The 23,454-nt window shown below is 63.1% G+C and carries 20 protein-coding genes; 9 read left to right on the top strand and 11 right to left on the bottom strand.

Annotated features, from left to right (window positions below; translation table 11 throughout):
* The first annotated feature begins 4 nt into the window (after positions 1–4).
* The 3 genes from BM019_RS20260 to BM019_RS20270 all read left to right on the top strand — a co-directional run bounded on the left by BM019_RS20260 (position 5) and on the right by BM019_RS20270 (position 5,164).
* On the top strand, positions 5–1,297 hold the full coding sequence (locus BM019_RS20260; protein WP_062824414.1) for a GGDEF domain-containing protein: 1,293 nt from the start codon (positions 5–7) through the stop codon (positions 1,295–1,297).
* Between the two features lie 90 nt (positions 1,298–1,387).
* A complete protein-coding gene (locus BM019_RS20265) occupies positions 1,388–3,184 on the top strand; it encodes an acyl-CoA dehydrogenase C-terminal domain-containing protein (protein ID WP_092419608.1) in 1,797 nt (598 codons plus the stop codon).
* 201 nt (positions 3,185–3,385) lie between these two features.
* Positions 3,386–5,164, top strand: coding sequence for an acyl-CoA dehydrogenase C-terminal domain-containing protein (locus BM019_RS20270; RefSeq protein ID WP_092419611.1), 1,779 nt, complete (start codon positions 3,386–3,388; stop codon positions 5,162–5,164).
* Between the two features lie 237 nt (positions 5,165–5,401).
* On the opposite strand, the gene BM019_RS20275 is transcribed toward BM019_RS20270, so the two are convergent.
* Positions 5,402–6,331 (bottom strand): LysR family transcriptional regulator, encoded by a 930-nt coding sequence (locus BM019_RS20275; RefSeq protein ID WP_009045905.1) that lies wholly within the window; start codon positions 6,329–6,331, stop codon positions 5,402–5,404.
* A 102-nt stretch (positions 6,332–6,433) separates the two neighbouring features.
* On the opposite strand from BM019_RS20275, the gene BM019_RS20280 reads away from it, so the two are divergent.
* The 5 genes from BM019_RS20280 to BM019_RS20300 all read left to right on the top strand — a co-directional run bounded on the left by BM019_RS20280 (position 6,434) and on the right by BM019_RS20300 (position 9,650).
* On the top strand, positions 6,434–7,132 hold the full coding sequence (locus BM019_RS20280) for an MOSC domain-containing protein (RefSeq protein WP_092419614.1): 699 nt from the start codon (positions 6,434–6,436) through the stop codon (positions 7,130–7,132).
* Positions 7,129–8,412, top strand: coding sequence for an aspartate aminotransferase family protein (locus BM019_RS20285; RefSeq protein ID WP_092419617.1), 1,284 nt, complete (start codon positions 7,129–7,131; stop codon positions 8,410–8,412). The genes BM019_RS20280 and BM019_RS20285 overlap by 4 nt, the downstream gene beginning before the upstream one ends.
* A 277-nt stretch (positions 8,413–8,689) precedes the next feature.
* Positions 8,690–9,061, top strand: coding sequence for a type II toxin-antitoxin system RelE/ParE family toxin (locus BM019_RS20290; RefSeq protein WP_092419620.1), 372 nt, complete (start codon positions 8,690–8,692; stop codon positions 9,059–9,061).
* Complete coding sequence (locus tag BM019_RS20295; protein WP_016704074.1) at positions 9,039–9,359, top strand: helix-turn-helix domain-containing protein; 321 nt, start codon at positions 9,039–9,041, stop codon at positions 9,357–9,359. Before BM019_RS20290 ends, BM019_RS20295 begins: the two co-directional genes overlap by 23 nt.
* Before the next feature lie 132 nt (positions 9,360–9,491).
* Positions 9,492–9,650, top strand: coding sequence for a YqaE/Pmp3 family membrane protein (locus tag BM019_RS20300; protein ID WP_003228885.1), 159 nt, complete (start codon positions 9,492–9,494; stop codon positions 9,648–9,650).
* Between the two features lie 50 nt (positions 9,651–9,700).
* Here BM019_RS20300 and BM019_RS20305 read toward each other — a convergent pair whose 3' ends face one another.
* The 10 genes from BM019_RS20305 to BM019_RS20350 form a co-directional block, all read right to left on the bottom strand.
* The gene (locus BM019_RS20305; RefSeq protein ID WP_092419623.1) at positions 9,701–11,542 is read right to left on the bottom strand and encodes a S9 family peptidase; all 1,842 of its coding nucleotides are present in this window, start codon (positions 11,540–11,542) and stop codon (positions 9,701–9,703) included.
* Positions 11,508–12,680 (bottom strand): pyrroloquinoline quinone biosynthesis protein PqqE, encoded by a 1,173-nt coding sequence (gene pqqE, locus BM019_RS20310; protein WP_092419625.1) that lies wholly within the window; start codon positions 12,678–12,680, stop codon positions 11,508–11,510. The genes BM019_RS20305 and pqqE overlap by 35 nt, the downstream gene beginning before the upstream one ends.
* A complete protein-coding gene (gene pqqD / locus BM019_RS20315; RefSeq protein ID WP_009045900.1) occupies positions 12,652–12,927 on the bottom strand; it encodes a pyrroloquinoline quinone biosynthesis peptide chaperone PqqD in 276 nt (91 codons plus the stop codon). The genes pqqE and pqqD overlap by 29 nt, the downstream gene beginning before the upstream one ends.
* Entirely contained in the window at positions 12,924–13,676 is a 753-nt protein-coding gene (gene pqqC, locus BM019_RS20320; RefSeq protein WP_007926092.1) for a pyrroloquinoline-quinone synthase PqqC, read from the bottom strand. The genes pqqD and pqqC overlap by 4 nt, the downstream gene beginning before the upstream one ends.
* Positions 13,677–13,813: 137 nt before the next feature.
* The gene (gene pqqB, locus BM019_RS20325; protein ID WP_053262888.1) at positions 13,814–14,725 is read right to left on the bottom strand and encodes a pyrroloquinoline quinone biosynthesis protein PqqB; all 912 of its coding nucleotides are present in this window, start codon (positions 14,723–14,725) and stop codon (positions 13,814–13,816) included.
* Between the two features lie 71 nt (positions 14,726–14,796).
* On the bottom strand, positions 14,797–14,871 hold the full coding sequence (gene pqqA / locus BM019_RS20330) for a pyrroloquinoline quinone precursor peptide PqqA (protein WP_009045898.1): 75 nt from the start codon (positions 14,869–14,871) through the stop codon (positions 14,797–14,799).
* A 156-nt stretch (positions 14,872–15,027) separates the two neighbouring features.
* Positions 15,028–17,490 (bottom strand): pyrroloquinoline quinone biosynthesis protein PqqF, encoded by a 2,463-nt coding sequence (pqqF, locus tag BM019_RS20335; RefSeq protein WP_092419628.1) that lies wholly within the window; start codon positions 17,488–17,490, stop codon positions 15,028–15,030.
* A gap of 48 nt (positions 17,491–17,538) precedes the next feature.
* Positions 17,539–18,333 carry a carbon-nitrogen hydrolase family protein gene (locus BM019_RS20340; protein ID WP_092419631.1) on the bottom strand — a complete coding sequence of 265 codons (795 nt, stop codon included), beginning with the start codon at positions 18,331–18,333 and terminating at the stop codon, positions 17,539–17,541.
* A 109-nt stretch (positions 18,334–18,442) separates the two neighbouring features.
* A complete protein-coding gene (locus BM019_RS20345) occupies positions 18,443–20,125 on the bottom strand; it encodes a flavin monoamine oxidase family protein (RefSeq protein ID WP_092419634.1) in 1,683 nt (560 codons plus the stop codon).
* A gap of 236 nt (positions 20,126–20,361) precedes the next feature.
* On the bottom strand, positions 20,362–20,823 hold the full coding sequence (locus BM019_RS20350) for an Lrp/AsnC family transcriptional regulator (RefSeq protein ID WP_007926099.1): 462 nt from the start codon (positions 20,821–20,823) through the stop codon (positions 20,362–20,364).
* Between the two features lie 214 nt (positions 20,824–21,037).
* Here BM019_RS20350 and BM019_RS20355 point away from each other — a divergent pair, with 214 nt between their 5' ends.
* A complete protein-coding gene (locus BM019_RS20355; RefSeq protein WP_092419637.1) occupies positions 21,038–23,404 on the top strand; it encodes a glucose/quinate/shikimate family membrane-bound PQQ-dependent dehydrogenase in 2,367 nt (788 codons plus the stop codon).
* Positions 23,405–23,454: the final 50 nt, after the last annotated feature.

Genomic DNA, 23,454 nt, shown 5'->3' on the forward strand with positions numbered 1-23,454 from the left:
TACCTTGCCGCGTTCTTCTGCTGTACGTTTCAGCCATTTTCTACCGTCATTGTTACTTTTGCTTGCGGGGCTCGCGGCTGCCTACGTCAAGGATCTCAACGTCTTCTTCACCTCGCTGTTCAACGTCTTGCCGACCCTGGTGCTACTGCTCGGCGGTGCTTATTGCGCGGTGTACCGGCGCCAGCGTGAACTGTTCCTGATGGTCACGGTGTACATCGCCTATTTCCTGCTCGATACCCAGACCGACTATTACCGCGACAACGGCAAGGTGCGCGAGGATGCGGCCGTGGTGTTCCACTTGGTCTGCTTGCTGCTGCCGCTGCTGTTCGGCCTGTTTGCGGCCTGGCAGGAACGTACCCACCTGTTCCAGGACATGGTGGCGCGCTTTGCCGTATTACTCGCCTTTGGCAGCGTGGCGCTGGGCCTGGAGCAGAGTTATCCCCAGGCGCTGCTGGCCTGGCTGGCGGAAATCCGTTGGCCGGCCCTGCATGGCGCCTGGATGAGCCTGATCCAGTTGTCGTACCCGGTGTTTATCGCCGCCTTCCTGTTGCTGGCGATCCAGTACTGGCGCAATCCACGCCCGCTGCATGCGGCGCAGCTGGTGGGGCTGCTGGGCCTGTTCTGGATGCTGCCCAAGACCTTCATCCTGCCGTTCACCCTGAACATCATGTGCAGCCAGGTGATGCTGATGATCGCCGCGGCCGTTGCCCACGAGGCCTATCAGATGGCCTTCCGCGACGAACTGACCGGCTTGCCGGGGCGTCGCGCCTTGAACGAGCGCATGCAGCGCCTGGGTCGCAACTACGTGCTGGCGATGAGCGATGTCGATCACTTCAAGAAATTCAACGACACCCACGGCCACGATGTGGGCGACCAGGTGCTGCGCCTGGTGGCCAGCAAACTGTCGAAAGTCAGCGGCGGCGGTCGTGCCTACCGTTATGGCGGCGAGGAGTTTGCGGTGGTGTTCGCCGGCAAGACCCTCGAGGAATGCATGCCGCACCTGGAGGTCATTCGCGAGACCATCGCCAACTACAACATCCAGTTGCGCAATCAGGAGAACCGCCCCCAGGACGACCAGCAGGGTCGCCAGCGCCGGGGTGCGGCCGCGGCGTCCAGCGTATCGGTGACCGTCAGTATCGGCGTCGCCGAGCGGCAGATGGAGCACCGCTCGCCCGAAGAAGTACTCAAGTCTGCCGACCAGGCGCTGTACAGCGCCAAGGGCGCGGGGCGTAACTGCGTCATGGCCTTTGGTCAGAGCCGCCGTGGCGCGGTGCGCATGGACACTGCTGCGGGTTGAGTGATAACGGCGCATTCAGCGTCTGGACGGTGATTGGCAGGTCGGATGAGCGGCAGTAGGTTGGATCGATCTGCTGCCGGAGAAACGACCATGCCCGAGTACAAAGCTCCCCTGCGCGACATGCGCTTTTTGATCGATCACGTCTTCGACTTTCACACCAGCTACGCCGCCCTGGGGGCCAGCGATGCCAGCCCGGACATGGTGGCCGCGATCCTCGAAGAAGGGGCGAAGTTCTGTGAAAACGTGCTGGCGCCGTTGAACCGCTCCGGCGATGAAGAGGGCTGCCATTTCGACAATGGCGTGGTCACCACGCCCAAAGGCTTCAAGCAGGCTTTCGCCCAGTATGTAGAAGGCGGCTGGCACGGCCTGGCGGCGGACCCGAACTACGGAGGCCAGGGCCTGCCGCATTCGCTGGGGCTGGTGATCAGCGAGATGGTCGGCTCCAGCAACACTTCCTGGGGCATGTACCCGGGCCTGACCCACGGCGCCATGTCGGCGATTCACGCCCACGGCAGCGAAGAGCAGAAGCAGACCTACCTGAGCAAGCTCACCGCCGGCCAATGGACCGGCACCATGTGCCTGACCGAAGCTCATTGCGGCACCGACCTGGGCATCATCAAGACCCGCGCCGTGCCCCAGGCCGACGGCAGCTATGCGGTCTCCGGCAGCAAGATCTTCATCTCGGCCGGCGAGCACGACATGAGTGAAAACATCATCCACCTGGTGCTGGCCAAGCTGCCGGATGCGCCGGCGGGCACCAAGGGTATTTCGTTGTTCATCGTGCCCAAGTTCCTGCCCAACGCCGATGGCGAGGCGGGTGAGCGCAATGGGGTGAGCTGCGGCTCCATCGAACACAAGATGGGCATCAAGGCTTCGGCCACCTGCGTGCTCAACTTCGATGGCGCCAAGGGATTCCTGATCGGTGAGGCCAACAAGGGCCTGAACTGCATGTTCACCATGATGAACCACGCGCGCCTCGGTACCGGGATGCAGGGGCTGTGCCTGGGCGAGGCAAGCTTCCAGGGCGCAATCAAATACGCCAACGACCGTCTGCAAATGCGCTCCCTGACCGGGCCGAAGGCGCCGGACAAAGCCGCCGACCCGATCATTGTCCACCCCGATGTGCGGCGCATGCTGCTGACCATGAAGGCCTTCAACGAAGGTAATCGCGCCCTGGCCTATTTCACCGCGCAGTTGCTGGATGTGGCGCACCTCGCTGCCGATGAAACCCAGCGCCAGGATGCCGAGAACCTGTTGGCTTTCCTCACCCCGATCTGCAAGGCCTTCATGACTGAAACCGGGCTGGAGGTGACCAACCACGGCATGCAGGTGTTTGGCGGACATGGCTTCATTCGCGAATGGGGCATGGAGCAACTGGTGCGCGACTGCCGCATCGCCCCGATCTATGAAGGTACCAACGGCATCCAGGCCCTGGACCTGCTGGGACGCAAGGTGCTCGGCAGCCAGGGCAAGTTGTTGACGGGCTTCACCAAGATCGTCCACAAATTCTGCGTGGCCAATGCCGAGCATCCACAACTCAAGGGTTATGTGACGCAACTCGACGGGCTCAACCGGCAGTGGGGCGTGCTGACCACCAAGGTCGGGATGGCGGCGATGAAGAACCCCGACGAAGTCGGCGCCGCGGCGCTGGATTACCTGATGTACAGCGGTTACATCATCCTCGCCTACCTGTGGCTGCGCATGGCGCTGGTGGCCCAGGCCCGGCTCGATGCCGGTGAAGAGGATGCCGATTATTGCCAGGCCAAGCTGGCGACCTGCGAGTTCTACTTCAAGCGCTTGCTGCCGCGTACCGCGGCCCATCTGGCGGCGATCGAGGCGGGCAGTGACTGCCTGATGAAGTTGCCGGCGGAGCTGTTTGCGCTCTAGGTTTTCATGTAATCGTCCATCGCGGGCAAGCCTGCTCCTGCCGATATTTGCGGGAGTGAGTTTGCTCGCGACCTTTAGTGACTAAAAATTACATTAAAGTCATGAGTTGACCCTATGTGTCGCAAAAGTTGTTCGGGTACACTCGAACTTTCGTAACTGGGGCCGTTCGGGTCCACTTGTTTAGATCTTGCGAGGTTTGCCATGGCTGACTACAAAGCGCCCCTGCGCGATATGCGCTTCGTCCTCAATGAAGTTTTCGAGGTCGCCAAACTCTGGGCCGAACTGCCTGCTCTGGCCGACACCGTCGACGCTGAAACCGTCGAAGCGATTCTTGAGGAAGCCGGCAAAGTCACCGGCAAAAGTATCGCCCCGCTGAGCCGCAGTGCCGATGAAGAGGGCTGTCACTGGAGCGACGGCGCGGTGACCACGCCAGCAGGTTTTCCACAGGCCTATCAGACTTACGCCGAAGGCGGCTGGGTCGGCGTCGGCGGTGATCCGGCCTACGGCGGCATGGGCATGCCCAAGGCGGTATCGGCCCAGGTCGAGGAAATGGTCAACTCGGCCAGCCTGTCGTTTGGTCTGTACCCGATGTTGACCGCGGGCGCCTGCCTGTCGATCAATGCCCACGCCAGCGAAGAATTGAAGGCGGCCTACCTGCCGAACATGTATGCAGGCGTCTGGGCCGGCTCCATGTGCCTCACCGAGCCGCATGCCGGCACCGACCTGGGCATCATTCGCACCAAGGCCGAGCCGCAGGCCGACGGCTCCTACAAGGTCAGCGGCACCAAGATCTTCATTACCGGCGGTGAGCACGACCTGACCGAGAACATCATCCACCTGGTGCTGGCCAAGCTACCGGACGCACCGGCAGGGCCGAAGGGCATTTCGTTGTTCCTGGTGCCGAAGTTCCTGGTCAACGCCGACGGCAGCCTGGGCGCGCGCAACCCGGCCAACTGTGGTTCGATCGAACACAAGATGGGCATCCAGGCCTCGGCCACCTGCGTGATGAACTTCGACGAAGCCGTCGGTTACATCGTCGGCGAGCCGAACAAGGGCCTGGCGGCAATGTTCACCATGATGAACTACGAGCGTCTGGGCGTTGGTATCCAAGGTCTGGCCTCGGGCGAGCGTTCCTATCAGAACGCCGTGGAATACGCCCGCGATCGCCTGCAAAGCCGTTCGCCGACCGGCCCGCAAGCCAAGGACAAGGTCGCTGACCCGATCATCGTGCATCCCGACGTGCGCCGCATGTTGCTGACCATGAAAGCCGCGAATGAAGGCGGCCGCGCGTTCTCCACCTATGTGGCGATGCAGCTGGATACCGCCAAGTTCAGCGAAGATGCGCTGGTGCGTAAGCGCGCGGAAGATCTGGTGGCGCTGCTGACGCCGGTGGCCAAGGCCTTCCTCACCGACCTGGGGTTGGAAACCACGGTTCACGGCCAGCAGGTTTTCGGCGGCCACGGCTACATCCGTGAATGGGGCCAGGAGCAACTGGTGCGCGATGTGCGCATTACCCAGATCTATGAAGGCACCAACGGCATCCAGGCGCTGGACCTGGTCGGGCGCAAGATCGTTGGCAGCGGCGGGGCGTTCTACAAGCTGTTTGCTGACGAGATTCGCCATTTCACCGCGACCGCCAGCGCCGATCTGGCCGAGTTCACCAAGCCGTTGAACGACGCACTGGATAATCTGGACGAACTGACTGCCTGGCTGCTGGATCGGGCCAAGACCAATCCGAACGAAATCGGCGCGGCCTCGGTCGAATACCTGCAAGCATTCGGATACACGGCGTACGCCTACATGTGGGCGTTGATGGCAAAAGCCGCCCTAGGCAAGGAGTCGCAAGACGATTTCTACGCCAGCAAGCTGGGTACCGCGCGCTTCTACTTCGCCCGTCTGCTGCCGCGTATTCACTCGCTGAGCGCATCGGTGAAGGCGGGTAGTGAGTCACTGTTCCTGCTGGATGCGGCGCAGTTCTGAGCATGGCTACGTCATGTAAGCATTCTCTTACATGACGTGCTGCTAATCACCCATATCGGCAGATTGGATCCAGAGCTAATCTACTTCACATGGACGTCGCGCAGGAAGCGCAAAGCAATAACACGGACACGTAGGATTCCGCCAGGATGGTGGAGTGAAAAGGATGTCAGGGAAACAGTCTGCAAAGCCCCGCTTCGGCGGGGTTTTCTTTTGTCCGCGTTTTTTACCTGCGCTGCTTCAACCCAGCCCTTCCAGCGTCGCCGGGCCTGTCATCCGCCCATCCGGGCCGCTCATCTCTTCTTCCAGCAAGGTTCGCAGCAATTCCAGGGTTGCCTGCTGACGCTGCACATCACGACATACCAGCCCCACTTTCAACGGCACCCTTGGTTCGCTCAGCGGTTTCCATAATAGGTCCGTATGGCTGTGGGTCTGTCGCGATCGCCCCGGCAAGACCGTCGCCAGGCGGGTGTTGGGCAAGCTGTCGAGAATCCCCGCCATATTGTTCAGCTCCGCCTGCACTTGCGGCCGGCGTCCGAGGTTGGCCAGTTGCGCCTGCCAGATCTGGCGTATCTGGAACTCCTCGCCCAGCAACAGCATGGGCAGCTCCGCGGCCTGGCTCATGGAGACCTTCTTGAATTCGCGCAGGGGATGTTCGGCAGGAATCACCAGGGTCAACTCGTCTTCGTAGAGCTGCACGCCATGCAGCCCTGGCTGGCGCGGCGGCAGATAACTGATGCCGATATCCAATGAGCCATTGAGCAGGCGCCGTTCGATTTCCAGGCCGGTCAGTTCGTAGATCTGCACCACCAGATGTGGCTGGGCCTTGCGCACCCGCTCAAGCATTTGCGGCACCAGGCTGCTGTGCACGGTTTGCAGTACGCCGATCGCCAGCGTACGCAGGGCCTGGCCCTTGAAGTTGCCCAGGGCTTCACGAGCCCGTTGCATGCCGTCGAGCAAGGGCAGGGCATGGTTGTACAGGGTATGGGCCGCCAGGGTCGGCAACAGGCGCTTGCTGCTGCGCTCGAACAGGCTGACATCGAGGTTCTGTTCCAGCTGACGGATCTGTTGCGAGAGCGCGGGTTGGGAGATCGACAGGCGCTCGGCGGCTCGTCCCACGTGACCTTCTTCATACACCGCGACGAAATAACGCAGTTGTTTAAAATCCATAAGTTCTGCTTATCGAAAAAGCTGGAAAATCGAAATGGCTCGATAGGCCGCAGAGGCCTAGTCTAACCCCTATTCACAGGGCTTACAGGGCCAGAAGGCGAGATGAATACCGTTTACGTGGATGGTGTTTACATAGGCAAGGCAAAAAACCTCGGACAGGGTTTGATCAGTGATACGGACAAACGTCCGGTTGCAAACCGACTCTGGTTATGGCCGCAGGGCCTGGGCAGCGACGAACACGGCGACCCGTGCTTTCATACCGGCCCGGAGCGGGCGCTGCACCATTACCCCGCCGAACACTACAGCTACTGGCGCAAGCGTTATCCACAGATCGACTGGTGTGCCCCGGCCTTTGGCGAAAACCTGTCTACCCACGGCCTGACTGAGGAACAGGTCTGCCTCGGCGATATGTTCCGCTGGGGCGGTGCGCTGCTGCAGGTCAGCCAGCCGCGTTCGCCCTGTTATCGCCTGAGCCACCGCTGGGGCATCCCCGACCTGCCGCAACAGGCGCAAAACAGTGGTCGCTGCGGCTGGTTCTACCGGGTGCTCAAACCCGGCTTCGTCAGTGCTGATCAGCCCTTCGAGCTGATCCAGCGCAGTTACCCGGGGTTGACCGTGGCCTGGGCCTTGCGCTGTTTTTATCGAGAACCTCTGGAGCATGCGGGCTTGAAGAAACTGGTGGACTGTCCGGCACTGGCGTCGCGTTGGCGCGACATCGCGATCAAGCGCATGCGCACCGGCCTGATCGAGGATTGGTCCGCGCGCCTGCTGGGCCTGCCACTGCAGGGGTTGAGCGCATGAACCTGTTCAGCCTGCGCCGCCCTCAGCCGAGCCTTGATGATCTGGCGGCCGAGCCCTGCCCGTCGCCGATGAGCGACAACCTTTCCAGTGAGTGCCTGATGCCCAGCGTCCAGCGACCCCACCCAGTGTTTGTACGTGGCCAGGGCTCATGGCTGTGGGACAGCGATGACCGCGCCTACCTCGACTTCGTCCAGGGCAACGCCGCCAACAGCCTTGGCCATAGTCCGTCGGCGCTGGTCAAGGCGCTGACGGCCCAGGCCCAGTCACTGATCAACCCCGGCTCGGGCTTTTACAACCGCGGCATGCTCAACCTCAGCGAGCGTTTGTGCCGCAGCACCGGCAGCGACCAGGCCTATCTGCTGAGCAGTGGCAGCGAAGCCTGCGAGGCGGCGATCAAGCTGGCCCGCAAATGGGGCCAGCTGCACCGCGGTGGGGCCGCGAAGATCATCACTGCCAGCGGCAGCTGTCATGGTCGTAGCTTCGCGGCAATGTCGGCGTCGGCAAGCATCCATATCGCCAATCGCTTCGAGCCACAGCTGTCGGGTTTCAGTCATGTTCCCTTCAACGACCTGCCGGCGTTGCATGCCGCAGTGGACGCGCAGACCGTGGCGATCATGCTCGAGCCGATCCAGGGCGAGGCCGGGGTGATTCCGGCGACCGAGCATTACCTCAAGGGGGTTGAGCGCCTGTGCCGCGAGCTGGGCATCCTGCTGATCCTGGATGAAGTGCAAACCGGCATCGGCCGCTGCGGCACCTTGCTGGCCGAACAAGTCTATGGCGTGCGCGCCGACATCGTGGCCCTGGGCAAAGGTCTCGGTGGTGGCGTGCCCTTGGCGGCCTTGCTGGCGCGTGGCAAGGCCTGTTGCTTCGAGGTGGGTGAGCTGAACGGCACCCATCATGGCAATGCACTGATGACCGCCGCGGGCCTGGCGGTGCTCGATAGCGTACTGGACAACAGCTTTCTCGAGCATGTACGGGACAACGGCCAGTACTTGCGCGAAGGGCTGGCCCGCCTGGCGAATCGTTATGCCCAGGGAGAACTGCGTGGGCAGGGATTGTTCTGGGGGCTGAGCCTGGCCGACGACTCGGCCGAGGCCGTGATCAAGGCGGCCCGCTACGAAGGTCTGTTGCTGGCCGCAACCCAACCGGACTGCCTGCGCTTTACCCCGGCGTTGACGGTGAGCAAGGCCAACATCGATGAAATGCTGCTGCGCCTGGCGCGGGCCTTTTCGCGAGTACGCACCGCGCAGCTGCAATGCCGCAAGGGGCTGGTGGTTTGAAGCCTGGCCTGGTCCCGCCACTCCCGATCTTGCACTGACAGAAATTCCCGAACCGTCTCGCGGTATAACGCATCGCCCCGTGTCCGATCTTTCGCACGGGGCGTTTTTTTGTCTCGGGCTTTTGCAAAACCGCCATCAGGCCTTGAAGGCCATCATCCAGGCAAGGTTCCTTAGGCTCATCCACCAGGACGGTGGGAGCTGCTGGGACGCAAGACCACCGGGCAGCCTGGGTTGAATACATATACCACTGAGTGGTATGTTTTTGGGAAGGGAAGCCATGACAATCAGGTTGTTCAAAACCAAAGGTTTTGCTGTTGCGGCTAAAAAAGCCTTGATCCATGACGACCAGTTGCTGGCCGCATTCAGCGAGTTATGCAAAGGCCAGGCTGATGACCTGGGTGGCGGGGTCTGGAAAAAACGCCTGAACGCCAACCGCCATCGTTCGATCGTCCTGGCCAGGGGCCGGCGCTACTGGGTGTTCCAGTTCCTGTTCGCCAAGCAGGAACAGAGCAATATCAGCCACCAGGAACTGCAGGCATTCCGCGCGCTGGCCAAGGCCTACGAAGGGCTGGATGGCTGGCAGGTCCAGCAGCTACTCGAGATGAAAGCGTTTGTGGAGATCAGACATGAGCAAGCCATTCAAGACTGAAGCCCTTGAATCGATACACGAGTCGGCCAGTGCCCTGCACGCCATCGGCGCCATCGGCAAAACCACCATGCGCCAGTTCGATGAGGCGTGTATTGCGCCAGTACCGGCGAGTATTCCCGCGGAGCAGATCAAGCTGCTGCGCGAGCGTAGTAATGTCAGCCAGCCGGTCTTTGCCCGCTACCTGAACACCAGCGCGTCCACGGTGAAGCAGTGGGAGTCTGGCGAGAAGCACCCGAGCGGCATGGCGTTGAAACTGCTGAGCATCGTGCAGAAGCACGGCCTTGAAATACTGGCGTGAGCCGGCACTGAAACACCGGCCAGCCTGGGGATAAAAACTGGCCCTTGGCCAGAATCGATTGAACCCTGCCGAACGCCATGGGTCGATTAGCGGTGAGGCTCGTACGAGTCGATTGCTATCAGGAGCTGCCCCATGGACTTTATCCGCATCATCATCGCCATTCTGTTACCGCCATTGGGTGTGTTTCTGCAAGTGGGGTTCGGCGGCGCGTTCTGGCTGAATATCCTGCTGACCCTGTGCGGCTACATCCCGGGCATCGTGCATGCGGTGTACATCATCGCCAAGCGCTGAGCCTGGCGCCCGCTCCGTAGAGGAGCGGGCTGGTTCCCCTTGGACGCCGATTATTCCGGTGCGTCCGTCTGTTCCATTACCTGCCGATAAAACAGCCATTCCTGTTCCAGGGCGTGCGCCTGATTGGCGGCCTTGCGAAAACCGTGGCGCTCGTCCGGGTAATAGTGCGCTTGGGCCGTAATGCCGTTGTCCTGTAACGCCTTGAGCATGTCCCGGGTCTGCTGGGGCACTACCACGGCGTCGAGTTCACCCTGGAAGAAAACCACTGGCACGCGGATATTGCCGGCATGCAACAGCGGGGTGCGGGCCTTGTAGCGTTCGGCATCCTGTTCGGGGTCGCCGATCAGCCAGTCAAGGTAGTCGCCTTCGAACTTGTGGGTGTCTCGCGCCAGGGCCACGGGGTCGCTGACGCCATACAGGCTGGCGCCGGCACGGAATACATCGGCGAAGGCCAGGGCGCAAAGGGTGGTGTAGCCGCCGGCGCTGCCACCGCGGATGAACGCCCGGTCGCCATCGATCAGGCCCTGTCCGGCCAGATACGCGACCACTGCGCAGGCGTCCTCCACATCCACTTCGCCCCAGCTCAAGTGCAGGGCTTGCCGGTACTCGCGGCCATAGCCGGTGCTGCCGCGATAGTTCAGGTCGGCCACGGCGAACCCCCGTTGCGCCCAGTACTGGATACGCGGGTCGAGTATCGGATAACAGGCCGAGGTGGGGCCGCCGTGGATGAACACCACCAGCGGCGGCCGGTCGTCATCGCTCATGGCCGGGTAGAAAAAGCCGTGGGCCTCGCCCTGGCCGCTGGGGTAACGCAGGGTTTGCGGACGGCTGATCTGCTCGGGCAGCAGGGGCGCCACGCCGCCAGCCAGGACCTTGACCTGCTGCGATTGGCGGTCAATGGCGATCACCGCGGACGGACTCACAGGCGACGCCGCGATGCAGTAGATAAACCGTTCATCCAGCGCCAGGTTGCGGAAGCGGCTGTAGTCGCCGCTGAAGTCCTGTTGCTCACCCTCCGCCAGGCGCAGCCCCAAGCGGCCAAAACCGGCTTGCGTCCAGGTACCCAGCCAGCTGTCGCCGCCCAGCGGCAGCCAGGTGCAGCAGCCCAATTGCCAGGGTGCCGGGGCGTGATCGGCGGCGGCGCAGGGCAGCGCTTGCAGGCCGCTTGGGGTTTCACCCCAGGGTTGCCAGAAGCCGGCGCGGTCGGTCAGGCAGTACAGCCGCCCGGCTTCATCGAAACATGGTTGTTGCAGCGACTCTTCCTCGCCATCGCCGGCCAGGCACCGAGGGTCATCCCAGCGGCCGTTGGCCAGGCGCTCGGCGACCATCAGGCGGGTCGAGGTCCAGGGCTGATGCGGCCGATCCCATTCGATCCATGCCAGGCGCTGGCCGTCCGGGCTCAAGGTGGGCGCCGCGTAGAAGTCCGCCCCTTCGGCCAGCAGCTGGCGTTTTCCGCTACCGGAGTCGATGGCCACCAGGCGATGCCGGTTGTTGTGCTCTTCCACTGCCAGCACCTGGCCGGCGGCGAACTGCAGGTCGCCATAACGGCACTCGCCGCAGGTCAGGGCTACCGGCGCTTCGCCTTGCAGGGACTGTCGGTAGAGCTGCTGGTCCGCCTCGTTGACGAACACCAGCCCGTCATCGCTCAGGCAAAAGGCGCCGCCGCCGTATTCATAAACCCGGCTGCGCACGCTGAAACCTTGCGGCGTCAGGCAGCGGGCCTGGTGGTCGCGCCAGTGCCAGATCCGGCAGGCGGCGTCTTCGGGGCGGTATTCGTTCCAGAACAGGCCGTTGGCACCGAGTCGCAGCTCGGCGAAATCGATGCCGGCGGCGACGGCTTTGGCGGCGCTGAAGGATTCAGCCCTTGGCGATGAGGCGCGAGTTTCGTTCATTACGGAAGGCCAGTTGTTCGATGGTCTGGGTGGCGTGCTCGGCTTCTTCGCGGGCCTTGAGGATCACGCCGTGATGGTGCGACTTGCTGCAGACCGGGTCGGCGTTGCTGGCGTCGCCGGTGAGCATGAAGGCCTGGCAGCGGCAGCCACCGAAGTCCTTTTCCTTTTCATCGCAGGAGCGGCATGGCTCGGGCATCCAGTCATAACCACGGAAGCGGTTGAAGCCGAAGGAGTCATACCAGATGTGTTGCATGCTGTGGTTGCGCACATTGGGGAACTGCACGGGCAGCTGCCGGGCGCCGTGGCAGGGCAGGGCGGTGCCGTCCGGCGTGACCGTGAGGAAGATACTGCCCCAGCCGTTCATGCAGGCTTTCGGGCGTTCCTCGTAGTAATCCGGGGTGACGAAAATCAGTTTGCACGGATGCCCTTCGGCTTCCAGCCTGGCGCGGTATTCGTTGGTGATGCGTTCAGCGCGTACCAGTTGTTCCTTGGTCGGCAGCAGGCCGACGCGGTTGAGCTGGGCCCAGCCGTAGAACTGGCAGGTGGCGAGCTCGACAAAGTCGGCTTCCAGGGCGATGCACAGTTCGATGATGCGGTCGATTCGATCGATGTTGTGGCGATGGGTGACGAAGTTCAGCACCATCGGGTAGCCGTGGGCTTTCACCGCCCGGGCCATTTCCAGCTTCTGGGCGAAGGCTTTCTTCGAGCCGGCCAGCAGGTTGTTCACCTGCTCGTCGCTGGCCTGGAAACTGATCTGGATATGATCGAGCCCGGCCTTCTTGAAGTCGCTGATCTTCTGCTCGGTCAGACCGATGCCGGAGGTGATCAGGTTGGTGTAGAAGCCCAGCTTGCGCGCCTCGCCGATCAGCTCGGCGAGGTCCTGGCGCACCAGCGGTTCGCCACCGGAAAAGCCCAGCTGCGCGGCGCCCATCTCCCGGGCTTCGCGAAACACCTTGAGCCACTGCTCGGTGCTCAGCTCCTTGCCCTGCTCGGCGAAATCCAGCGGGTTGGAGCAGTATGGGCATTGCAGCGGGCAGCGGTAGGTCAGCTCGGCCAGCAGCCACAGCGGCAGGCCGACTTCCGGTTTGGGCGGTATCGGCGCTGGCGAATCAGCCAAGTTCGATCCAGTGCTGTGCACGGGCGACCTCCATGAATTGCTCGATGTCGTCACCGAGTTCGGGCACGTCGGGGAACTGGACTTGCAGTGCCTGGATGATCGCCGCGACATCCCGTTCGCCGTCGATCAACCCGCCGATCAGCGCGGCGCTTTCGTTGAGCTTGATCATGCCTTCAGGGTAGAGCAGTACATGGCCCTTCTGCGCCGGTTCGTACTGGAAGCGGTAGCCGGGGCGCCAGGTCGGGGTCTTGCTGCGATCGAAGCTCATAGGGTGATTCCTTTATGCCAGACCCGTTCTGTGGTGACGCTGTGATACGGCGGGCGGTTGAGTTCATAGGCCATGCTCATGGCGTCGAGCATGCTCCAAAGGATGTCCAGTTTGAACTGGAGAATTTCCAGCATGCGCTCCTGGCCCGCGCGGGTGGTGTAGTGCTGCAGGGTGATCGCCAGCCCGTGCTCGACATCGCGCCGCGCCTGGCCCAGGCGGGTGCGGAAGTATTCATAGCCGGCCGGGTCGATCCATGGGTAATGCTGGGGCCAGCTGTCGAGACGCGACTGGTGGATCTGCGGCGCGAACAGCTCGGTCAGTGAGCTGCTGGCGGCCTCCTGCCAGCTGGCGCGGCGGGCGAAGTTGACGTAGGCGTCGACGGCGAAACGCACGCCCGGCAGCACCAGCTCTTGCGAGCGCAACTGGTCCGGGTCGAGACCGACCGCTTGCCCCAGGCGCAACCAGGCCTCGATGCCACCGTCTTCGCCGGGGGCGCCGTCGTGGTCCAGCAGGCGCTGAATCCACTCGCGACGAATTTCCCGATCCGGGCAGTTGGCGAGAATCGCCGCGTCCTTGAGCGGGATGTTCACCTGGTAGTAGAAGCGGTTGGCGACCCAGCCCTGGATCTGCTCGCGGGTCGCCCGGCCCTGGTACATCGCCACATGGTACGGATGGTGGATGTGGTAGTAGGCGCCCTTGGCCCGCAGGGCCTGCTCGAATTCGGCGGGGGACATTGCTGTGTCAGTCATTGCGGTTCTCCGCAGGGAGGTCCTGGATCTGTGGTGTCTATTCTGGACTTATCGCGAGCAAGCTCGCTCCTACAGGACAGCGCAATCTTTTGTAGGAGCGAGCTTGCTCGCGATAGACCGCGAAGCGGTCCCGGCAATTACAGCTCGATACTCATGCCGTCGTAAGCCACTTCAACGTTACGCCGCGCCAGCTCCGCGCGTTCGGCGGAATCCTCGTCGAGGATCGGGTTGGTGTTGTTGATGTGGATAAGAATCTTGCGCTGCTCTGGCAACTGCTCCAGCACTTCCAGCATGCCGCCAGGGCCGTTCTGCGCCAGGTGGCCCATTTCCCGCCCGGTCCGGGTGCCGACGCCGCGACGCTGCATCTCGTCGTCTTCCCACAGGGTGCCGTCCACCAGCAGGCAGTCGCTGCCGCTCATGATTTCCAGCAGCGCCGCGTCGACCTTGCCCAGCCCCGGGGCGTAGAACAGCTTGCCGCCGGTGCGCAGGTCTTCGACGATCAGGCCGATGTTATCGCCCGGGTGCGGATCGAAGCGATGAGGCGAATAGGGTGGCGCGGCGCTGCGCAGCGGCAGCGGACTGAAGCGCAGGTTCGGGCAGGCCGGGATGGTGAAGCTCCGGTCGAGCTCGATGCGGTTCCAGTCCAGCCCGCCGTTCCAGTGGGTGAGCATGGTGAACAGCGGGAAACCGCTGCTGAGGTCTTCATGGACCATGTCGGTGCACCAGACCTGATGCGGGCAGCCTTCGCGCAGGCTGAGCAGGCCGGTGGTGTGATCGATCTGGCTGTCCATCAGGATGATTGCGCTGATCCCGGTGTCGCGCAGGGCGCGGCCCGGTTGCATCGGGGCGAAGCCCTGGAGCTGGGCGCGGATGTCCGGCGAGGCGTTGCACAGGACCCAGTTCACGCCGTCATCGGAAATGGCGATCGACGATTGGGTGCGAGCCTTTGCCCGCAGGCTGCCGTCGCGAAAGCCCGCGCAGTTCGCGCAGTTGCAGTTCCACTGCGGAAAACCGCCACCGGCGGCGGAACCTAGAATCTGGACAAACATGGCCGCTCCATCAGGTTAAGGCTGAAAATAAAAACGCCCCGGCGAGCCGAGGCGTTGCACTGCGCGGGCAATCAACGGCTGGCGAAGTACATGGTGACTTCAAAGCCGATACGCAGGTCGGTGTAAGCCGGTTTGGACCAGGACATAGAGGTGCTCCTTCAGGTGGGTGGGACGGTTGAGATCTATACATATAGTCCACCTCCAACTGGAGATGTTCAGATGCTTAGGGGGCTATCTTACTAAATTCCCCCCGGGGAATGACTGCAATTGTTGAAGAAAGCTCGTTGCAGCCAGGGTAACGATCATTTTCCCGCTTGCCAGGGTTCGCCCGGGCCGGCACCGCTGGCCAGGCAGCGCCAGCCGCCTTGCGCCTGCTGCAACTGTTCGGCCGCGAGCAGCAGCTGTGGCCGGGGCGCCGCCATGATTTCCTGTTGCAATTGCTCCAGGTAATCCGACGGATGGCCGGCCAGTCGGCCCTGCCAGAGCAGCTCGGCCAGTTGTGCCACGGGTAATGCACGGGCATCGAACTGGGCGGCCAGGTTAGCTTTCAAGTCGTCCAGGGAGGCGTCATCCAGTGCCTCGATCAACTCGGGCAACTGCGCCAGGAACCCCCGGATATGCTCGAGGATCTCGCTCAGTGACGCGCTGGGAGACTGCACGCCGAACAGCAGGCCGGTCTGGCCATTGATCTGTCGCACACCGCTGAACACTGCATAGCCCAGTTGCAACTCGACCCGCAGGCGCTGATAGAACGGCATCTGGCCAAGCTGCCCCAGCAGTCGCCAGGCGGCTTCCTGCTGAAGGGTGGTGTCTGGTGCCGGGCAAAACAGCAGCAGGGCCTGCTCGCCAGAGCCGGTTGTGACCTCATGCCAGTGCTGCTGCGCGGCTATCGAGGGTGGCGCTGACAGCTGGCTGTCGGCGGTGCCCGGGGCTTTGCTCAATGCTGCGCCGATCGCGCTTTGGGCATGGGCCAGGCCGATGGCCAGGCCGTCCCAGCGGGCGCCTTCCCACAGCGTTTGCCAGCCTTGTTTATTCAGTGGATGCGGCTCCTCGCTGGCGGGTATGTCCAGGCAGCGCTCGGGCAGTTCCTGGAGCAATTGGCGGATCGGCAACAGCGGCACGGGAGCAGTTGGGGGGATTTGCCAGAACGCCGCGCCGGGTTCGCTCAGTTCCAGCAGAGCCTGCTGGAGCATGGCCGGCATCGGTTCGGGAAGCCCCTTCAGCGTCAGCAAACACTGGTTACCCGAGACACCGAAGGACAGCTCGACGCCCGCCTGAAGTCCGTCGTCCCGCAGGTTGCGCAGGTGGTTTTGCAAGCGGCTGCGCAGCTCCTGCGGCAACACGCTTGGCAGGCGCCAGCGCAAGTACAGGGCTGCCTCGCCAGCGTCGTCGGCGATGGCTTGGCTGAAGGTCATCGCCGAGGATTCGCGACGCTGCCGCAAGCGATCCTGGGCGAAGGTGCGCAAGCCGCGGTGGGCGCTGGTTTGCCCGCGAATCAGGCCGGCCCGGGCGGCTGGCGCCGAGCTGCGCAGGAACGGATTGGGCGCAGGCAGTTGCCAGCTGATGCCGCTGGCTGCCGACGGGGCTTGAAGTTGCGACAGCAGGGCTTTGAGGGCCGTGACGCCGCGGTCGGAAAGCTGCGGTTCCAACTGCTCGTTGTTCAGTCTTGCCAACGCCAGTGCGCTGGCGACCTGGCGTTGGCGCTGTTGCAGCAGGGCGTATTCGTCGCGCAGTGCCGGCCAGTCGTCCTGGCTGCTGAAAAAGGCCAGCCAATCGAAGAACAACTCACTCACCTGCTCCGGCTGTTGGGCGCCTTGCTCGGTCAAGTCGAACTGGATATGCAGCAGCGCCTGGCCGGCAAACTGATACAGCGGCGCGGCCTTCAACCCTTCGGCCAGCTTGCGCTCCTTGAGCATGGCCAGCAGCCCGCCGGATTTGCCGCAGGCCAGCCAGGTGCAGAGAAAATCCAGCGCTTCGCGGGCGGCCGTGGGCAGTTGCTCGCAGGCGAACAGCAGGTTCAGGTGGCGCCCGTCGAGCTGCCGATAATGCTGCTGTGCAGACGTCAGCAAGGGCACCGGGGCTGCTTGCGGTTGCGCTTTACCGACGGCGAGGACGGCGCCAAAACCTTGGGCCAGGGCCTTCAGCTCTTCCAGCGACTGTGGGCCAGCCAGGCTCAGGGACATTTGCCCGCTGTGGTAGTGAGCCTGATAGAAGGCTTGCAACGCCTGTTGAAACGCCGGGCGCGGCACGTTGAGGCTGTAGCGATTGCCGGCGTGGAACGCCCGCAGGGGATGCTCCGTGGACAGGCCGTCGAGCAAGGCGAATTGCCGTTGCGCCGTGGCATCCCGCGACCAGGCGATGAACTCCGCGTGCAGCACCTCACGCTCGCGCAACTGGTCTTCCTGGCTCATGCGCGGGTGGGCGAGCATGTCGGCCAGGCGCTCCAGCCCGCCGGCGAAATCCGCGGGGGGCAGTTCGAAGAAGAAGTCGGTGTGGCGTTCGCCGGTGCTGGCGTTCACCTGGCCACCGTGGCGTTGCACATAGGCCATCAGGCCCTGTTGCGCGGGAAAGCGCTCGGTGCCGAGAAACAGCAGGTGTTCGAGAAAGTGCGCCAGCCCGGGCCAGGCCAGCGGTACGTCGTGACTGCCGGCCGAGACCCGCAGGGCTGCCGCGCAGCGCTTCAATTGAGGGACATGGTGCAGTGAAACCCGCAGGCCGTTGGCCAGGGTTTCCCGATGAGGCAGAGGGTGGTTCAGCGCGGGCATGAGCACTTCCAGAACAGTGAAGCGCCCATGCTAGCGGATAACCCCGGATCAGCGCTTGTTCAGGTCGTCGTAAAGCTCCGGGCGACGGTCATGGAAGTAGCGGTTGGCGGCGCGGGAATCGAGCATCAACTGACGGTCCAGCGTGCCGGTTATCAGGGCTTCATCCAGCCCGGCGAGGGCAATCCGCTGGCCGTCTGGGGCGGCGATGCTGCTCTGGCCACAGTAGTGGATCTCGTCTTCGTGGCCGCAGTAGTTGGCGTAGGCCACATAACATTGGTTTTCGAAGGCGCGCGAACGCACGGTGACATCGGCGATGAAGTCGTAGGGCAGCATGTTGGCGGTGGGCACCAGAATCAGTTCGGCCCCGGCCAGCGCCAGGCGCCTGGCGTTCTCCGGGAATTCGATGTCGTAGCAGATCAGGAAACCGAGCTTCCAGCCGTTGAGTTCCACCAGGGGGAAATCGTCTGGACCTGCGCTGAACATCGAGCGGTCGAGATCGCCGAACAGGTGGGTCTTGCGGTAGTTGCACAGGCGCTGGCCGTTGCGGTCGATCAGTTGCACGGCGTTGTAGATCTGGCCGTCGTCGGCGCGTTCCGGGTAGCCATATAGAATCGCGATGCGCGCCGACTGGGCGACATTGGCGATGTATTGTGCCGACGGGCCATCCTGGGCCTCGGCCAGGGCGCCCACCGCTTCTACGCCGATGTTGTAGCCGCTCAAGAACATCTCCGGCAGCACCAGCAGGTCGGCGCCGGAAGCTTCCACGGCGACCTTCTGCAGGCGTTGCAGGTTGCTGGCGACATCCAGCGGTTGTGGGGCACATTGATAAAGCGCTACACGCATGGCGATGACTCCTCTGTGCGCTGGACTGTCACTGTAGCCGTTGCCGCGGGCTGCTCAAAGGCCACGAGCGTTGCGCTCGATCGCAGCCAGCGGCAGCGGCTACAGGGTTTCAGTCGGCCAGGGCGATCGGGCCGATTTCGTGGAACACGTCGCCCGGTCCCGGGTTCTCGGCGTGGGTCTGCCCGCCGAAGTGCTTCATGATGCCCCAGACCGCGTTGAGCGAGGTCTGTACCGCGCCCTCGACCCAGGCCGGAGTCCAGGACACATCGTCGCCGGCGATGAAGATACCGCGCTGTTCGGCGGGCAGGTCGTCCTGCATGAAGTGCGCGTACATGCGCTGGTTATAGCGGTAGTGGCCGGGCAGTGCGCCCTTGAACGCACCGAGGAAGTGCGGATCGGCTTCCCAGGACACAGTGATCGGATCGCCGATGATGCGTCCGGCGATGTCGACTTTCGGGTAGATCTTCTTCAGGGCGTCGAGGGCCAGCTTGACCCGTTTTTCCACTGGGTGCGGCAGCATCTTCAGGGCGTCGCTCATCCACGAATAGGACAGGCAGATGACTCCCGGCTTGTCGTCGCCGTTATCGAACAGGTAGGTGCCACGGGTCAGGCGGTCGGTGAGGGTCATGCTCATCAGGTCGCGACCGGTTTCCGGGTCTTTGTCTTTCCAGAACGGCCGGTCGACCATGACGAAGGTCTTCGACGATTGCATGTAGCGGGTGCGGTCCAGGGCCATCCACATCTTCTGCGAGAACAGCGATTCTTCGCATTCGATCTGGGTGGTCAGCAGCCAGCTCTGGCAGGTGGTCAGCACTGCTGCGTATTCGCGGGTATCGCCCCAGTTGTCGGTGACGCTGAGGCGGCCATCGGTGGCCCGGGCGATACGTTTCACCCCGGGACGCGGCGCGCCATGGTGCAGCGAGCTGAGGCTGGTGCCTTGTGGCCAGTGGGCGCAGCGCTCCGGTACATGGCGCCAGATGCCCAGTGGCACCTGCTCGACACCGCCGACCACCAGGTGCTGGTGATCGTCGCAGTTGGTCATCACCACACGGAAGATTTCCAGCATCGAATTGGGGAAGTCCGAATCCCAACCGCCGGTGCCGAAACCGACCTGGCCGAACACTTCGCGGTGATGGAACGACAGCTTGGCGAAGGCCTTCGAGGTGGCGACGAAGTCATAGAAGGTGCGGTCGTCCCACAACGGCACCAGGGTGTTCCACAATTCCTTGAGGCGCGGTACGTCGCGCTCGCGGATGGCCTGCTGGATTTCGCTGAAGCGCGAACCGTCTTCCAGGGCATCGGCCCAGGCGTCGGCCACCTCCTGGAACAGCGCCGGCAGGTCGGCGAGTTTCTGCGCGTAGTGAGTCTGGCCTTCGAGGTCGATCACCGTGCTACCGGAAGCCGGGGTCAGCGGGTTGGGAAAGGGTTTGGTCTCCAGACCCAGCTTGTCGACGTAGTGATAGAAGGCCGTGGAGGACACCGGAAAACGCATGCCGCCCAGTTCGGCAATGATCCCTTCGGCGCCTTCGAACGCCTGGGAGCGCAGCCGGCCGCCCATTTTCGAGGCTTCGTACACCACGGGCTTGAGGCCCAGCTTCATCAGCTCGTAGGCCGCCACCAGCCCGGCGATACCGGCACCGACAATCGCCACTTCGGCGCCATGGTTGGCTTCGGGAATGCTGCCCAGGCCGGCGGGGTGCTCGATCCAGTCGTCGAAGGCGAACGGGAAGTCCGGGCCGAAAATGGTGATGGGTTTCTTACCGTCTGCAGGATGGCGATTGTTCTTGTTCATGGCTGACCTTGCTGGCGACTCGAGCAGAGCGCTGAGTATAGGAAAAGATGGCAGCCATTCTAGGGAGCGTTGCTTACGTTAATAAGACGCAAAGTGTCGTCGTTTTGGATGATTTTATTTCAATCTGACGATATTTTTTAACTAACTGACGAGAAAATCTCTGTAGCCGCTGCCGGAGGCTGCGACCGAGCGGGAAGTGCTCGCAAAACAGCGGGTTACCGTGCCTGGAAAAACCTTCAGACGGGCTGCCCACGGTCGATCTTGCTGCTGAGAATGATCGAGGTGGTGGTCTTTTCCACACCGTCGACGCTGCCGATCTGGTCAAGCAACTGGTCGAGCTGTTCCGGCGAATCGGTGCGCAGCCAGGCGACATAGTCGAATTCCCCACTGACCGCGCAGAGCTGCTGGACCTGGGCCATGGCGCTCAGGCGCCGCAGGACCTCCTTGCCGGAACGCGGCTGCACCTTGATCCCGACGTAGGCCTGCAAGCCGCCATCGATGACCCGCTGACCCAGGCGCACGCCATAACCGGTAATCACCCGCGCCTTTTCCAGCCGCGCCAGGCGCGAGGTCACGGTGGTACGGGCGATCCCCAGCTGCCTGGCGAGCATGGCCACGCTTTCGCGGGCATTGATCTGCAGGGCCGCGATCAGTTGGCGGTCGATTTCGTCGAGGACGGGAGGGCGGCTGTCAGACAAGGTGGACTCCGGCGCGGGCAACGGTGGCCGAGCATGTTACAGGCTCGCTGGGGGCGATGCTCGTGGCATGGCGTATTGGCTGCGGACTGCGCTATGACGGCTAGGCTCAGTAGCACAGATGAGATTTTTTGCCACGAATTGGCTGCGACAAGTTGTCATAAGTAACTGGTTAGTACATTCTTGCGCCACGCAAAGAATGGGAGAAATTTCCGACATGAATAATTCTGGGGCTGCCACCGGCGGCAAATGGTTGTTGTGGGCGCTGGGTGTGCTGATCGCCCTGATCGGTCTGGGGCTGGCCGGCGGGGGTGGGTACCTGGTCAGCCTGGGCGGCAGTTGGTTCTTCCTGCTGATGGGCCTGGCGATGATCGTTTCCGGGCTGCTGATCGCCCGGCGTAACCCGCGCGGTGCCTGGCTGTATGGGGTGGCGCTGGTGCTGACGGCGATCTGGGCGGTCTGGGATGCCGGGCTGGAGTACTGGCCGCTGGTTTCGCGGGTGCTGACCTTCGCCGTGATCGGCCTGGTGGTGGCGCTGATCTACCCGACCCTGGTGCGGGCTTCGGGCGCGACCGCCGGCCGTGGCGCTTATGGCCTGGCGGGTGTGCTGGGCATTGGCGTCGTGGCGACCCTGGCCTACATGTTTGTGCCGACCCATGTGGTCAAGGCCAGCAGCGAGCCGGCGATCAAGCCTGTGGCTCCAGATACCGAGCAGAAAGACTGGGCCCACTGGGGCAACACCACCGCCGGCAATCGTTTTGCCGCGCTGGACCAGATCAACAAGGGTAACATCGACCAGTTGCAGGTGGCCTGGACTTTCCGCACCGGCGATATTCCGCAAAGCACCGGCGCGGGCGCCGAAGACCAGAACACACCGCTGCAGATCGGTGACACGGTCTATACCTGCACCGCCTACGGCAAGGTGTTCGCCCTGGACGCCGACACCGGCGCCGAACGCTGGAAGTTCGATCCGCAAGGTTCGGCGCCTAACTGGCAGCGGTGCCGGGGCCTGGGTTACTTCGATGCCTCCGCCGAGCCTGGCGCCGAGGCAACGGCCGCTCCGGCCGCCTGCACCAAGCGTTTGTTCCTGCCGACCGGCGATGCGCGCCTGATCGCGATCAACGCGCAAACCGGCAAGCCGTGCGAAGACTTCGGCGACAAAGGCACGGTCGACCTGAAAACCGACATGGGTGAAGTGAAGCCTGGCTACTACCAGCAGACCTCGACTCCGCTGGTGGCCGGCAATGTGGTCATCGTCGGCGGCCGGGTGGCGGACAACTATTCCATCGGCGAGCCGCCGGGCGTGGTCCGCGCCTTCGACGTGCGCAGCGGCGAACTGGTCTGGGCCTGGGATCCGGGCAACCCGAACACCACCAAGCGTCCACCGGCGGGCGAGACCTACACCCGCGGTACGCCGAACGTCTGGTCGGCCATGTCCTATGACGCCAAGCTCGGCCTGGTCTACCTGCCGACCGGCAACGCCACGCCAGACTTCTTCGCTGGCCAGCGCACGGAGTTCGACGACAAGTGGAGTTCGTCCATCGTCGCCCTGGATGTGAAGACCGGTCAGGTGCGCTGGCACTTCCAGACCACTCACCACGACCTGTGGGACTTCGACCTGCCGGCGCAGCCGCTGCTGTACGACGTGCCGGACGACAAGGGCGGGGTGCAGCCGGCGCTGGCGCAGGTCACCAAGCAGGGTGAGATCTTCCTGCTCAACCGCGAAACCGGCGTGCCTATCGCTCGGGTGGAAGAGCGTCCGGTGCCGCAGGGCAATATGCCGGGCGAACGCTACTCGCCAACCCAGCCGTTCTCGGTGGAGATGCCGTCGATCGGCAACCAGACCCTGACCGAGTCGGACATGTGGGGCGCCACGCCATTTGACCAGTTGATGTGCCGTATCCAGTTCAAGGGCATGCGCCATGAAGGTGTCTACACCCCGCCGGGCCTGGATCATGCCTTGCAGTTCCCGGGCTCCCTGGGCGGCATGAACTGGGGCAGCGTGTCGGTGGACCCGAACAGCAACTATATGTTCGTCAACGACATGCGCCTGGGCCTGGCCAACTACATGATCCCGCGGGCGCAGATCGCGGCCGGGGCCAGCGGTATCGAAATGGGCGTAGTACCCCAGGACGGCACGCCGTTTGGGGCGATGCGCCAGCGTTTCCTCTCGCCTGCCGGTATTCCGTGCCAGAAGCCACCGTTCGGCACCATGTCGGCCATCGACCTGAAAACCAGGAAGCTGGTGTGGCAGGTGCCGGTCGGTACCGTGCAAGACACCGGTCCCCTGGGCATTCGCATGCACATGCCAATCCCGATCGGCATGCCGACCCTGGGGGCGTCCCTGGCAACCCAGTCCGGCCTGTTGTTCTTCGCCGGCACCCAGGACTTCTACCTGCGCGCCTTCGATACCGGCAACGGCAACGAAATCTGGAAAGCCCGCCTGCCGGTGGGCAGCCAGTCGGGGCCGATGACCTATGTTTCGCCCAAGACCGGCCGGCAGTACATCCTGCTGACCGCGGGCGGCGCGCGTCAGTCGCCGGACCGTGGGGACTATGTGATTGCTTATGCATTGCCCGAATAACGGCTGACCCTGGCCTTACAGAAAAACCGCGCAAGGCGCGGTTTTTTTGT

It is taken from the genome of Pseudomonas sp. NFPP07 (genome assembly GCF_900115645.1).
GTDB classification, from domain to species: domain Bacteria; phylum Pseudomonadota; class Gammaproteobacteria; order Pseudomonadales; family Pseudomonadaceae; genus Aquipseudomonas; species Aquipseudomonas chlororaphis.